Origin of the sequence: Modestobacter altitudinis (assembly GCF_005930475.1) — a bacterium.
GTDB classification, from domain to species: domain Bacteria; phylum Actinomycetota; class Actinomycetes; order Mycobacteriales; family Geodermatophilaceae; genus Modestobacter; species Modestobacter altitudinis.
This window is the reverse complement of record NZ_SJEW01000039.1, coordinates 14,222-26,942: the sequence shown is the minus strand read 5'-3', so window position 1 is coordinate 26,942 and position 12,721 is coordinate 14,222. Positions and strand designations below refer to the sequence as shown.

Sequence of the window (12,721 nt, the reverse complement as noted above, 5' to 3'; positions counted from 1 at the left end):
CCCGGTGTCCCACTCGCACCACAGGACACGGCCGAGACGTGACTTGCGTCGTGCCGCTTGCCTCGGACCCACCCTCCGTGACACAACAGACGACGAGGTTCAGAGTGAGCCGAGTGGAACCCCCGGTGCCGTCCGGGGCAGCGACGTGAGTGGGTGGGCGCGTGGAGCCGACGACCGTCGGCGACGTCCCGCAGGCCGACCTGCAGGCGACCCGGCTGCGAGCACAGCTGGCGATCGACGCGGCCGGCATCGGGACCTTCGACTGGGACCTGGTGACCGGCCGGCTCAGCTGGGACGACCGGCTGATCGAGATGTTCGGCTACGACACCGAGACGTTCGAGCAGACCATCGAGGCCTTCAACGCCCGACTGCACCCCGACGACCTGCCCCGGGTCACCGAGGCGCTGAAGCAGGTGATCGCCACCCAGGGTGACCTGGACACCGACTACCGGATCCTGCTGCCCGACGGCGACACCCGGTGGGTGAGCGCCCGGGGCAAGGGCTTCGGTGCCGCCGAGGGACCGGCCGCCCGGGTGATCGGCGTGGCCTACGACGTCACCGCCGAGGTGGCGAGCGAGGCCCGGGTGAGCCGGGTGCTCGAGGCGATGCCGGCCGGCTTCTACTCCCTGGACTCCGAGTGGCGCTTCGCCCACGTCAACGCCCAGGCGGAGAAGCTGCTCGGGCTCGCCCGGGACGAGCTGCTCGGCCAGATCGTCTGGGATGCCTTCCCGGCGACGGTCAACGGTGTGTTCGAGGAGAGCTACCGGCGGGCGGTGGCGACCGGGCAGCCGGTCGCCTTCGACGCGCACTACCCCGAGCCGCTCAACGGCTGGTACGAGCTGCGCGCCTGGCCCACCCCCGACGGGTTGTCGGTCTACTTCATCGAGGTGACCGAGCGCCGGCAGGCCGAGGCGCAGGCCGAGCGGGCCACCCGCCGGCTCACCCTGCTGGCCCAGGTCAGCGCCGAGCTGGCCGGCACCCTGGACGTCGAGGCGGCCACCGCCCGGCTGCCCCGGATCGTCGTCCCGGCGCTGGCCGACTACTGCGTGCTCACCGTCATCGACGACGACGGGCACCCGCGCGACGTCGGCAGCTGGCACGTCGACCCGGCGCAGCGGTCGGTGCTGGAGCACTACGCCGAGGTGCGGCTGGACGCCATGCCGCTGACCTCACCGGTGGGCATGGCCCTGCACTCCAACGAGGCGGTGAGGTTCGCCGGGGACGACGTGCTGGAGCTGCTGCCGGCGGGCCGGGCGCGCGACCTGCTCACCCTGCTCGCCCCCCGGACCGAGGTCGCGCTCCCGCTGCGCGCCCGCGGCCGCACGCTGGGGCTGCTGACGCTCTTCTACGCCGACGGGCACCAGCCCACCGACGCCGACGTCACGGTCGCCCAGGACGTCGCCGACCGGGCCGGGCTCGCGCTGGACAACGCCCGGCTCTTCGGTCAGCAGCAGCAGATGGCCGAGGCGCTGCAGCGCAGCCTGCTCACCGAGCCACCGGAGCCCGACCACGCGGAGATCGTCGTCCGGTACCTCCCGGCCGCCGAGGCGGCCCGGGTCGGCGGGGACTGGTACGACGCGTTCATGCAGCCGAGCGGGGCCACGACGCTGGTCATCGGCGACGTCGTCGGGCACGACACGGCAGCCGCCGCGGCGATGGGGCAGGTGCGCAGCCTGCTGCGCGGCATCGCCGCTTACAGCGACGCCGGCCCCGCCGAGGTGCTGCGCGGACTGGACTCGGCGATGGCCGTGCTGCAGATCGACACGCTGGCCACCGCTGCGGTGGCCCGGTTCGAGCAGGACGACGACGAGCGGCGGCGCGGCGTCACCCGGATGGTGTGGGCCAACGCCGGCCACCTGCCGCCGCTGGCCCTGCGCCCCGACGGCAGCGTCGTCGTGCTCGCCGACTGGAAGGCCGACCTCCTGCTCGGCGTGGACTCGAGCGTCCAGCGGACCGAGCTGGAGGTGACGCTGGACCGCGGCTCCACCGTGCTGCTCTACACCGACGGGCTGATCGAGCGCCGGGACGCCGACCTCGACACCGGCCTGGCGCGGCTGCGCACGCACCTGGCGGACCTGGCCGACCTGCCGCTGCAGCAGCTGTGCGACGAGCTCATCGCCCGGCTCGTCGACGGCAAGCCCGAGGACGACGTGGCCCTCGTCGCCGTCCGGCTGCACCGGCAGGACCGGCCGCGGCCGGTGGAAGCCGGACCGAACCGGGTGCCCGACCTGGTGCCGGAGGACCCGACCCTTGCCTGAGCCGACGGCGGTCCGTGGTCCCATCGACCCGGGACAGCAGTGCACGGTGACCGCGTGACCTACCGTGGAATGCCGGCGGAGGCTCCCAGCGACGACCGAGAGGAGGGCCTGATGACCGTCACCCGCCCCGGTGTCCCGTCCGGGCCCTACCAGCACGACCTGGCGGTGTACGACTCACCGGACCAGCTCGTTGCTCTCGCTATCCCCTTCCTGCGCGCCGGGCTGGCGGCCGGTGAGGCGGCGGTCATCGCCGTCGAGGACTCCTCCGCGCGGTCGCTGCTCGACGCCCTGGGCGACGAGGACGGCATCGTCGTCCTCGAGCGTCACGGCGTGTACCGGGCGCGGACCCCCGCGGCCATCACCGCCTTCCACAAGCTGGCCCAGGAGCGGGTCGAGGCCGGGCACCCGCGGGTCCGGGTGGTCGGCGAGACCGACTTCGGCCCGTCCGCCCGGGACTGGCTGGAGTGGCAGCGGTACGAGGCGGTGATCAACCAGGCCCTGCCCGCCCAGTTGCTGTGGGGACTGTGCGTGTACGACGCCCGCCGGCTGCCCGACGAGGTCGTCGAGGCGGGGTTGCGCACCCATCCGCACCTGGTCACCGAGCACGGCCGGAAGCCGAACCCCGACTACGTGCAACCGGCCGACTACCTGCGCTCGCTCCCGGTGCCGGTCGAGCCGCTGGAGGCGACCGAGCCGCTGCTGCAGGTGGACGACGTCTCGGACTTCATCGGCCTGCGGCACACCGTCGGCGAGCGGCTGGCCGGCCTGGGTGGCGACCCCGACCGGGTCGAGGACCTGCACCTGGCGATCGACGAGATGAGCTCCAACGCGGTGCGGCACGGGAGCCCGCCGGTGCAGCTGCGGCTGTGGGCGTCGGCCGATCGGGTGGTCTGCCGGATCAGCGACCGCGGGCGCGGCATGGACGACCCGTTCGCCGGCTACGGCCCGGCCCACGGCACCGACCTCTCGCGCGGCGGCATGGGGCTGTGGCTGGCCCGGCAGCTCTGCGACAACGTCGACGTCATCGACGTCGGTGCCGGCCTGACGGTCCGCCTGGCGACCGCCCTGCGCTGAGCGCCCGGGGCGCGCCTCCGGCGCACGGCCGGAGCGCCGGAGGCGTGCCTCGGGCGGGCCAGACCGGACGGCGGGGTCCGGTGGTGCGTGACAGGGTCGGGGGCGACCCGACCGACCAGAGAGGCACCCCTGTGACGCTGCCCGCCGGACTGCTCGACCTGCTGCGCCAGCCCAGCCCCTGCTTCGTGGCCACCGTGATGCCCGACGGCTCGCCGCAGATGACCCAGACCTGGGTCGACACCGACGGCACGCACATCCAGATCAACACCGTCGCCGGGTTCCAGAAGGTGCGGAACATGGAGCGGGACGCCCGGGTGGCGCTGAACGTGGCCGACCCGGCCGACGTCTCGCGCTACTACGCGGTGCGCGGGCGGGTCGTCGGCATCACCGCCGAAGGCGCTGCCGAGCACATCGACCAGCTGGCGCAGAAGTACCTGGGCGGGCCCTACCCGTGGTTCGGCGGCCGCGACCAGCAGCGGCTGCTGGTCACCATCGAGGCAGAGAAGGTCAGCTCGCCGCAGGGCTGAGGCGCGGCGGTGTCACCCCTCCGGGTGACCCCGGGTGGGCGCCGCTCAGCTCTCCCCGATCGGTTGCCGACAACTCTCCAGAAGCCGCGACCCCGGGTCATCACGACACGATCGGCCGACGGCCCGTCCCCCAGGAGAAGCACCGTGGTCACCCTGTTCCAGTCGCTCTACACGCTGTCCCTCGTCGCCGGCGAGCGCGTCTCCGGACGCGTGACCTCCCTCAAGGAGGAGCGCGGCGCCAGCGCCGTCGAGTACGCCCTGCTCGTCGGCCTGATCGCCGCCGCCGTCGTCAGCGCCGTCACGTTCTTCCGTCCGATGCTCGAAGGCCTCTTCCAGAACGTCGATGTCAACGGCGGCCAGGACTGACCTCCAACTGACCTGACCGCCGCGCCTGCACAGGCGCACCTGCGAGGCTGCGGCCGGCTCCCCTCCGGGAGCCGGCCGCTGCGCCGTTCCAGCGGTCGACGCCCCGCCCGCCGTCCAGGTGACCGCCGGACCGGCCAGGCTGGCGGCAGGCCCGCCCACCGGGCGGCGATCGTCTGTGCCGGTCACCGCGACCCGACGGCAGCAGCCGGTACTCCCCCGAGCCGTCGGGTCGGGGATGACGGGCCGAGCCGCCCGGGACTCCTGGGACACCTGGGACACCTGACCCGCGCCCCGGCTCGATGACCGCCCCTGACCTGCGGTCCAGCTCAACAAGTCGCTGCCGCAGCCGAGGATTCCCGGGAAGCGTCGGGAGGAGGACGAGATGTCGGTGACGACCTGCGGGCGACGGCGACACAACTGGTACGTCCGTCCGGCGAGCCTCCGTTGATCCCGCTGCTCTGCATCGCCGTCGCGCTGCTCGGTGCGCTGGCCGGTCGCGCTGCGCACCGGCTGTCCGGTGGTGCCCTCACCCGGCCGGCGGACCCTGCCCCCGTCGACGGCCACGTCCAGTCCGCCCCAGTCACCACGCCACCCCGGGCCGCCGCCAGCACCGGTCCAGCGGGCCCAGCCATCACTGCGGCGGTCGGCGCTGTGGCGTCGACCGCCGTCGTCCTCCGCTTCGGTGCGTCAGCCGATCTACCGGCCTGGCTCTGGTTCGTCCTGCTCGGTCTGCTGCTGGGCGTCGTGGACGTCCGAGAGCACCGGTTGCCCAACCGTGTCCTGCTGCCCGGGACCGCGCTGGCTGTCCTGCTGTTGACCGGCGCGGCGTCCGTGTCCGACAGGTGGGACGACCTGGGGCGGGGGCTGCTCGCCGGCCTGACCTGCTTCGGTCTGCTGCTGGTGATGGCGCTGATCAGCCCCTCCGGCCTCGGCATGGGCGACGTCAAGCTGGTCGCGCTGACCGGGCTATACCTGGGCTGGCTCGGGTGGTCCAGCGTCGTCACGGCGCTGTTCCTGGGCTTCCTCGCCCAGGGTCTCCTGGGCTTGTGGCTGCTCGCAGCTCGGCGGGCGCAGCTCAGCACGGACCTGCCCTTCGGTCCGGCTCTGCTGGTCGGGGCTCTGGCGTCGGCACTGCTCGGCGGGCCATGGGCAGTGTCGCCGTGGTGAGCGCCGGAGCGCCGTCACGCGGTGTCACACCCGTTTACCCGGTCCCCCACACCAGCTCACCCATCCGGGTGACCCCGGGTGGTCGCCGCTCAGCTCTCCCCGATCGGTTGCCGACAACTCTCCAGAAGCCGCGACCCCGGGTCATCACGACACGATCGGCCGACGGCCCGTCCCCCAGGAGAAGCACCGTGGTCACCCTGTTCCAGTCGCTCTACACGCTGTCCCTCGTCGCCGGCGAGCGCGTCTCCGGACGCGTGACCTCCCTCAAGGAGGAGCGCGGCGCCAGCGCCGTCGAGTACGCCCTGCTCGTCGGCCTGATCGCCGCCGCCGTCGTCAGCGCCGTCACGTTCTTCCGTCCGATGCTCGAAGGCCTCTTCCAGAACGTCGATGTCAACGGCGGCCAGGACTGACCTCCAACTGACGCATGAAGCCCCGGTCAGGCGGTGCGACTCAGGTCGCACCGCCGCCGGTCGGCAGTCACCACCCCGACTCCCACACCGCCACCTGAGAGGACCCGACGTGAGCGCCACCCACCCTGCTCGCCCTGCCGGCCGGAGCCGCTTCGCTGCCCGGCTGCTCGGCGAGCGCGGTGCCGCAGCTGTCGAGTTCGCCCTGGTCGTGCCGCTGCTGATCCTGCTGTTCCTCGGCATCGTCGAGTTCAGCCAGGCGCTGCAGGTGCACGCCCGGTTGAGCGCCGCCGCCCGCGAAGGTGCCCGGGTCGTGGCAGTGGGCGGCGACCTCACCCAGGCGCACAAGGCCGTGCACGATGCGGTGGACTCCCTCGACCTCCCCGACTCGCAGATCACCATCAGCCCGGACGCCTGCCCGTCGACGGACCCGGCTGACCCGCTCGAGACCGTCACCGTGACGATCACCTACACCCAGCCCTTCGCCGCCGGCCTGCTCGGGAAGAACGGCGTGGAGCTCACCAGCAGGGCGGTTATGCAATGCGAGCGGTGATCGGCGCCCTCGCCAGCCGGCTGCGGCCGGAGCGCGGCGCCGTCGCCGTCTTCGTCGCCCTGGGCATGGTCGTGCTGCTGGGCTTCGCGGCCGTCGCCATCGACACGTCGGCCGCCCGCCGGGACCAGCAGGTGCTGCGCAACGCCGCGGACGCCGCGGCCCTCGCCGTCGCCATGGAATGTGCCAAGGCCGTGGCTGCCGACATGGCTGCCAACCCCACCGCCACCCCCGCCACCGACTGCCCCGTGACTGCTGCCACTGCAAAGGCCACGGCCGACCGCCTGGGGTCCGACAACGCAGGCAGCAGCAGCACCGTGAAGCCTCCCCTCCTCCAGGGCCAGACGGTCACTGTCACCGTCGAAGCGGACGCCTCGCGTCCCATCCCGATCGGACCGGGCAAGGTCCGGATGACCTCGAAGGCAGCGTGGACCACGACGATCGGCTACACGGCGAGCTACCCCCTGGCCATCTCCTACTGCCGCTACCTCCAGCTGCCCGAGGAGACGCCGTACCACCTCGCGAGCGAGCCGAACGGGCTGGAGCTGCTGCCGGACCGGCAGGAGATCTCCCCCGCCGACTGGACCGGCAGTGACACCTGTGACGGCCCGACCGGCTCCCTGACCTTCCCCGTGGGGAGCGTCATGACCCTCGTCGACGACAGCGCCGCGTGCGGCAGCAGCTCGGCCAAGGACAGGAACGTGACCGGCCAAGCCTTCGAACCGGTCACCTTCGCGGCCAGGACCTGCGTCGCCAGCAGCCAGTTCGGCGACGTGACCAGCTGGCCCCACGGCGGCTACGAGATCGTCGTCCCCGTCTACGACGAGGTCCACGGCAACCGGTACCACGTCTCGGACTACCTCGGCTTCCACGTCATGGGCGTCGACCCCGACGGCGGCCTGTGGGGCTTCTCCACCGGCCCGGTCGATCCCGCCCTGGGCACCCCGATGCCCTCTGTGCGGTTGACGACCTGACCGGTGCACTTCCCCCGGCCCGCGACCCCGCTCCGTCCCTCTGTCCTAAGGATCATCATCATGCAGCGCCGCCTCCTCGCCGCCGTCGCGGCGTTCCTCATCGCCGCCGTCGGAGCAGTGGTCCTGGTGACCTACGCGCAGTCCGCTGACGCGCGGGCCCAGGCCGGCGAACGGCTGGTCCCGGTCCTGGTGGTCGGCCGCACCGTGCCGGCCGGCACCGGCGCCGCCGACGTCGCCAGCTCGGTCAGCACGGAAGAGGTGCCGGCCCGCCTGGCCGCACCCGGCGGCCTGTCCGACCTGTCCGCCGTGGCCGGCTTCGTCACCACCGCGGACCTGCTGCCCGGTGAGCAGCTGCTCGCCGACCGGTTCGCGGACCCGGCCTCCCTGCTGGCGGCCGGCACGGTCGCCGCCCCGGCCGGGACGCAGGAGGTCAGCCTGACCCTGCAGCCGCAGCAGGCGGTCGACGGTGCGCTGAAGGCCGGCGACCGGGTCGGCGTCCTGGTGTTCGGGACGGGCGCCTCGGGCACCCCCGCGTCGCAGAGCATCGACGGCGTGCTGGTCACCCGGTCGTCCGGCGCGACCGATTCCACCGACCCGAGCGCGCAGGTCACCGTCACCCTCGCCCTCGACGGCCCGCAGAGCGCCGCCGTCATCGCCGGGATGCAGCAGGGCACGATCTGGCTCTCCCTGCAGGAGATGGCCCGCCCCGGAACGACCTCCGCCTCCACCGCCGCCGCCACCCCGTCCGCAGGAGCCCAGTCATGAGCAACGTCCTGACCATCGGCCTCGGTGCCGAGCTCGCCCAGCGCTTCGCCGCCGCCAGCACGACCGCGGCCCACCTCGGGGTCGAGGCCCTCGACGCCGAGGGGGGCCTGGCCGCCCGTCTCGCGGAGGCCGGGCACCCGCAGGTGCTCGTGTTCGGCGCAGACGTCCCGCTGCAGCGCGCGCTGCACCTGGCCACCCAGCTCGACGTCTCCGGCTCCGGCACCGACGTCGTCGTCGTCGCCCCGTCGGACCCCGACCTGTGGGTCGCGGCCATGCGGTCGGGGGTGCGCGACGTGCTCGGCCCCGACGCCGGCCCGGACGACGTGGCGGCCGTGCTGCGCCGCTGCGCCGACCTGGCCCGCGCCCGCGCGCAGGCCACCGCCACCGAGGCGAGCTCCGACCGCCGCGTCATCGTCGTGGCCTCGGCCAAGGGCGGGGTCGGCAAGACCACCGTCTCCACCAACCTGGCGGTCGGGCTGGCCCGGTCCGGTACCGGGTCGACGGTCATCGTCGACCTGGACCTGCAGTTCGGCGACGTGGCGAGCGCACTGGCCCTCGTGCCCGAGTACACGCTCCCAGACACCGTGCACGGAGCGGCCAGCAACGACCCGCTCGTGCTCAAGACCTTCCTGACCCGGCACCCCAGCGGCTTGTACGTCGTGGCCGGCAGCGACTCCCCCGCCGCCGGTGACGCGGTGACCTCCGAGCAGGTCGCCCAGCTGGTCCACACCCTCAGCCAGGAGTTCCAGTACGTCGTCCTGGACACCGCGCCAGGCCTGTCCGACCACACCCTGACGGTGCTGGAGAAGGCCACCGACCTGGTCCTGCTCAGCGGTGCCGACGTGCCGGGGGTGCGCGGGCTGCGCAAGGAGATCGACGTGCTCACCGAGCTCGACCTCCTGCCGGCCCGACGACACCTGCTGCTCAACATGTGGGAGACCGACGCGGCGCTGTCGATGAAGGACATCGAGACCACCATCGGCACGCCGCTGGACCTCGTGCTGCCGCGCAGCTCCGCGGTGCCGATGTCGACGAACACCGGCGTCCCGCTGCTGCAGACCGGTGGTCGCGACCCGGTGGCCAAGGGCCTGCAGACGCTGCTGAGCCGCTTCCTGCCCCAGGCGGCCCCGGCGCGCACCGGCCTGTTCGGCCGTCTCAAGGCCGGCGCGCGATGACCCTCACCGACCGCATCGCGACCGCGCGGGGGGAGAACCTGCTCGGCCCCGAGCCGGTGCACGTCGCCCGTGCGGCCGCGGCGGCGGCGTCCCCGGCCAAGAGCCTCGCCGACCGGGTCGCCACCACCGTCGAGCCGGGGCACGACAGCCCTGCCCCGGGAGGTCAGGGCGATGCCCTCACCCGGCTCAAGGACCGCGCCAGCCGCGCGCTGTTCGACCGGCTGGGCAACAAGCTCAACGACCCCGACCTGCCCGAGGACCACCTGCACTCCCTCGTGCGCACCGAGCTGCAGCGCGTGCTGGCCAACGAGCAGACCGCGCTGTCGGGCGAGGACCGCCTGCGGCTGATGAGCGAGATCACCGACGAGGTGCTCGGCTACGGTCCCCTGCAGCCCCTGCTCGAGGACGCCGACGTCACCGAGATCATGGTCAACGGCCCGGACCGGGTCTACGTCGAGCGGCGTGGCCGGATCACCCTGACCGCGACCGCCTTCGCGAACGAGGCGCACCTGCGCCGGGTCATCGAGCGGATCGTCTCGCGGGTGGGCCGGCGCATCGACGAGTCCTCGCCGCTGGTCGACGCCCGGCTCGCCGACGGATCCCGCGTCAACGCCATCATCCCGCCGCTGGCCTTCAGCGGTTCCTCGCTGACCATCCGCAAGTTCTCCCGCACCCCGCTGCAGGTCGCCGACCTGATCTCCTTCGGGACTCTCAGCCCGGAGATGGCCGAGCTGCTGCGGGCCTGCGTCGAGGCCCGGCTCAACATCATCGTCGCCGGCGGCACCGGCACCGGGAAGACGACCCTGCTCAACGTGCTGAGCTCGTTCATCCCGGAGACCGAGCGGATCATCACGATCGAGGACGCCGTCGAGCTGCAGCTGCAGCAGGAGCACGTCGTCCGGCTGGAGTCCCGCCCGGCCAACATCGAGGGCAAGGGCGCGATCGGCATCCGCGAGCTGGTGCGCAACTCGCTGCGCATGCGACCCGACCGCATCGTCGTCGGCGAGGTCCGCGGCGGGGAGAGCCTGGACATGCTGCAGGCGATGAACACCGGCCACGACGGCTCGCTGTCCACGGTGCATGCCAACACCCCGCGCGACGCCATCGCCCGCCTGGAGACGCTGGTGCTCATGGCGGGCATGGACCTGCCGCTGCGCGCCGTGCGCGAGCAGGTCGCCTCGGCCGTCGACGTCATCGTGCAGATCTCCCGGCTGCGGGACGGCACCCGCCGGGTCACCCACGTGACCGAGGTGCAGGGCATGGAGGGCGACACGGTGACGCTGCAGGACGCGTTCCTGTTCGACTACACCGGCGGGACCGACCTCAACGGCCGGATCATCGGCAAGGCCGTGCCCACCGGCGTGCGGCCGCGCTTCACCCAGCGCTTCGAGGAGCTGGGCATCGCCGTGTCGCCGCGGGTCTTCGGGGCCCCGGTGCACCGGGCCACCTCGCCGGGGCGTGGCTGATGCCCACCGTCGTGTGGGCCGGTGGAGCCCTCGTCGTGCTGGCGCTCGGCGTCGCCGTCTTCCTGCTGGCCGGTCCGCGGCGCACCACGGTGCCGCTGTCCCGGCTGGCGCCCGGAGCGCAGGCCGTCCCGACGAGCGGGCTGTCCTCGGCCGCCGTGGGGACCACGGCCCAGGTCGACCGGCTGCTGCAGCACACCGGGCGCACTGAGGGCTTCGAGGCCGTGCTGGAGCGCGCCGGCATCCGCAGCCGGCCCTCGGAGGTCGTCGTCATCACCGCTGGTGCTGCGCTCGGCCTCGGGGCGCTGGGCCTGCTGGCCGGTGGCCCGCTGCTCGCCCTCGTCGGTGCGGCCCTCGCCCCGATCGGCGCCCGGCTGATGATCAGCCGGGCCACCCGGCGTCGCCAGGCGGCGTTCCTCGAGCAGTTGGACGACGCCCTGCAGCTCATGGCGGGCAGCCTCCGAGCCGGCCACAGCGTGCTCCGCGCCCTGGACACCGTCAGCCACGACACCGCGGCGCCGATCTCGGAGGAGTTCTCCCGGGCGGTCAACGAGACGCGCGTCGGGCGCGACCTCGGCGCCGCCCTGGAGGAGATCGTCGACCGAACCCAGAGCGACGACTTCGCCTGGGTGGTCCAGGCCATCGCCATCCACCGCGAGGTGGGCGGCAACCTCGCCGAGGTGCTCGACCGGGTCAGCAGCACGATCCGCGAGCGCGGCCAGCTGCGCCGGCAGGCCCGGGCGCTGTCCGCGGAGGGGCGCATCTCCGGCGTCGTCCTGCTGGTGCTGCCCTTCGCCATCTCGGGCGTGCTGATGCTCGTCTCGCCGCAGTACGTCGGCCGGCTCTTCAGCTCTTCCGGCGGCATCACCGCCGTCGTCATCGCCGGCGTCCTGATGGTCGTCGGCGCCGTCTGGATCCGACAGACCGTGAAGGTGGAGTTCTGATGAGCCCGCTCCTCGTGCCCGCCGTCCTGGCGGTCGTGCTGCCGATCGGCTGGGCCCTGAACGGGGTGCTGCAGCAGTCGAACCGCTCCCTGGCGATCGCGCGCCGCAACCTCACCCGCGGTCTCGCGACCAGCGCCCTGCCCGAGGTGGGGTCGCTCGAGTCGCGCGGCACCGGCTCCGGGGCGTTGCTGCGCACGCTCACGCCCGAGCCGGCGGCCCGCCGGATGCGCCGCTTGCTGGACGTCGCCGGGTGGCCCAGTGGCTGGACGATGATGCGCACGCTGTGGAGCAAGATCGCCCTGGGTGCGGGTGTCCTCGTCGTCGTCGGCCTGTGGTTCTCCGCCTCCCCCGGTCCGGTCCGGGCACTGCTCTTGATCGCCCTCCCGATCGGTGCCTACCACCTGCCCGAGCTGGTGCTGTCCAAGATGGGCAGGGACCGGCAGGAGCAGATCGCCCGGCAGCTGCCCGACGTCCTGGACCAGATGGTCATCTGCGTGGCCGCCGGGCTGGGCTTCGAGGCCGCGCTGGCCCGGGCTGCTGCCAACGGCAAGGGTGCGCTGGCCGACGAGCTGACCCGGACCGTGCAGGACATCGCCGTGGGCCGGCCCCGCCGGGAGGCCTACGAGGCCCTCGTCCGCCGCGCGCACGTGCCCGACGTCCAGCGCTTCATCGGTGCGGTCAACCAGGCCGACGCCTACGGGGTGTCGATCTCCGACGTCCTGAAGGTCCAGGCCGAGGAGATGCGCATCAAGCGCCGTCAGCGGGCGGAGGAGGCGGCGATGAAGGTGCCGGTCAAGGTCACCTTCCCGCTCATGGTCTGCATCCTGCCGGCGCTGCTCATCATCGTGGTCGGCCCGGCCGTCATGGGCCTGTCGTCGGCCCTGGGCTGATCCTCCGCGCTGGGAGCCGCCTGCTGCGTCGCGCCGAGGCCCCGTCCACCCGAACCCCGGGTGGACGGGGCCTCGTGCGTGCGGGGCTGCCCGCCCGGTCGCCGCGGTGCTCGCACGCCGGGCCGAGGTCGGCGGGACCGGGCCCGCCGGGCGGGAGGCCG

13 protein-coding genes are annotated in these 12,721 nt (G+C 73.3%); all 13 read left to right on the top strand.

Annotated elements, in window-relative coordinates:
* The first annotated feature begins 161 nt into the window (after nucleotides 1-161).
* The 13 genes from FHL79_RS15045 (at nucleotide 162) to FHL79_RS14985 (ending at nucleotide 12,560) form a co-directional block, all read left to right on the top strand.
* Nucleotides 162-2,258 carry a SpoIIE family protein phosphatase gene (locus tag FHL79_RS15045; RefSeq protein WP_138759397.1) on the top strand — a complete coding sequence of 699 codons (2,097 nt, stop codon included), beginning with the start codon at nucleotides 162-164 and terminating at the stop codon, nucleotides 2,256-2,258.
* Nucleotides 2,259-2,369: 111 nt separating this feature from the next.
* Nucleotides 2,370-3,332: a sensor histidine kinase gene (locus FHL79_RS15040; RefSeq protein ID WP_246080821.1), complete on the top strand. Its 963-nt coding sequence runs from the start codon at nucleotides 2,370-2,372 to the stop codon at nucleotides 3,330-3,332.
* Between the two features lie 131 nt (nucleotides 3,333-3,463).
* Nucleotides 3,464-3,859 carry a PPOX class F420-dependent oxidoreductase gene (locus FHL79_RS15035; RefSeq protein WP_138759396.1) on the top strand — a complete coding sequence of 132 codons (396 nt, stop codon included), beginning with the start codon at nucleotides 3,464-3,466 and terminating at the stop codon, nucleotides 3,857-3,859.
* A 144-nt stretch (nucleotides 3,860-4,003) separates the two neighbouring features.
* Entirely contained in the window at nucleotides 4,004-4,225 is a 222-nt protein-coding gene (locus FHL79_RS15030) for a Flp family type IVb pilin (RefSeq protein ID WP_138759394.1), read from the top strand.
* 444 nt (nucleotides 4,226-4,669) lie between these two features.
* Nucleotides 4,670-5,392, top strand: a complete 723-nt coding sequence (locus FHL79_RS15025; protein WP_171058174.1) for a prepilin peptidase — start codon at nucleotides 4,670-4,672, stop codon at nucleotides 5,390-5,392.
* 188 nt (nucleotides 5,393-5,580) lie between these two features.
* On the top strand, nucleotides 5,581-5,802 hold the full coding sequence (locus tag FHL79_RS15020; RefSeq protein ID WP_138759394.1) for a Flp family type IVb pilin: 222 nt from the start codon (nucleotides 5,581-5,583) through the stop codon (nucleotides 5,800-5,802).
* A 109-nt stretch (nucleotides 5,803-5,911) separates the two neighbouring features.
* Nucleotides 5,912-6,352, top strand: coding sequence for a TadE/TadG family type IV pilus assembly protein (locus FHL79_RS15015; RefSeq protein ID WP_246080819.1), 441 nt, complete (start codon nucleotides 5,912-5,914; stop codon nucleotides 6,350-6,352).
* Nucleotides 6,349-7,323 carry a pilus assembly protein TadG-related protein gene (locus FHL79_RS15010; RefSeq protein WP_171058173.1) on the top strand — a complete coding sequence of 325 codons (975 nt, stop codon included), beginning with the start codon at nucleotides 6,349-6,351 and terminating at the stop codon, nucleotides 7,321-7,323. Before FHL79_RS15015 ends, FHL79_RS15010 begins: the two co-directional genes overlap by 4 nt.
* 60 nt (nucleotides 7,324-7,383) lie before the next feature.
* The gene (gene cpaB / locus FHL79_RS15005) at nucleotides 7,384-8,088 is read left to right on the top strand and encodes a Flp pilus assembly protein CpaB (protein WP_138759391.1); all 705 of its coding nucleotides are present in this window, start codon (nucleotides 7,384-7,386) and stop codon (nucleotides 8,086-8,088) included.
* The gene (locus FHL79_RS15000; protein ID WP_138759390.1) at nucleotides 8,085-9,263 is read left to right on the top strand and encodes a CpaE/TadZ family protein; all 1,179 of its coding nucleotides are present in this window, start codon (nucleotides 8,085-8,087) and stop codon (nucleotides 9,261-9,263) included. The genes cpaB and FHL79_RS15000 overlap by 4 nt, the downstream gene beginning before the upstream one ends.
* The gene (locus FHL79_RS14995) at nucleotides 9,260-10,729 is read left to right on the top strand and encodes a TadA family conjugal transfer-associated ATPase (RefSeq protein ID WP_138759389.1); all 1,470 of its coding nucleotides are present in this window, start codon (nucleotides 9,260-9,262) and stop codon (nucleotides 10,727-10,729) included. The genes FHL79_RS15000 and FHL79_RS14995 overlap by 4 nt, the downstream gene beginning before the upstream one ends.
* A complete protein-coding gene (locus FHL79_RS14990) occupies nucleotides 10,729-11,670 on the top strand; it encodes a type II secretion system F family protein (protein ID WP_138759388.1) in 942 nt (313 codons plus the stop codon). Before FHL79_RS14995 ends, FHL79_RS14990 begins: the two co-directional genes overlap by 1 nt.
* Nucleotides 11,670-12,560, top strand: a complete 891-nt coding sequence (locus FHL79_RS14985; RefSeq protein WP_138759387.1) for a type II secretion system F family protein — start codon at nucleotides 11,670-11,672, stop codon at nucleotides 12,558-12,560. Before FHL79_RS14990 ends, FHL79_RS14985 begins: the two co-directional genes overlap by 1 nt.
* The last annotated feature ends 161 nt before the right edge of the window (nucleotides 12,561-12,721 follow it).

Excerpts from the sequence above, each read along its gene's own strand:
- FHL79_RS15040 (WP_246080821.1), top strand. The coding sequence starts at position 2,370 with ATGACCGTCACCCGCCCCGGTGTCCCGTCCGGGCCCTACCAGCACGAC.
- cpaB (WP_138759391.1), top strand. The coding sequence starts at position 7,384 with ATGCAGCGCCGCCTCCTCGCCGCCGTCGCGGCGTTCCTCATCGCCGCC.
- FHL79_RS15000 (WP_138759390.1), top strand. The coding sequence starts at position 8,085 with ATGAGCAACGTCCTGACCATCGGCCTCGGTGCCGAGCTCGCCCAGCGC.
- FHL79_RS14995 (WP_138759389.1), top strand. The coding sequence starts at position 9,260 with ATGACCCTCACCGACCGCATCGCGACCGCGCGGGGGGAGAACCTGCTC.
- FHL79_RS14990 (WP_138759388.1), top strand. The coding sequence starts at position 10,729 with ATGCCCACCGTCGTGTGGGCCGGTGGAGCCCTCGTCGTGCTGGCGCTC.
- FHL79_RS14985 (WP_138759387.1), top strand. The coding sequence starts at position 11,670 with ATGAGCCCGCTCCTCGTGCCCGCCGTCCTGGCGGTCGTGCTGCCGATC.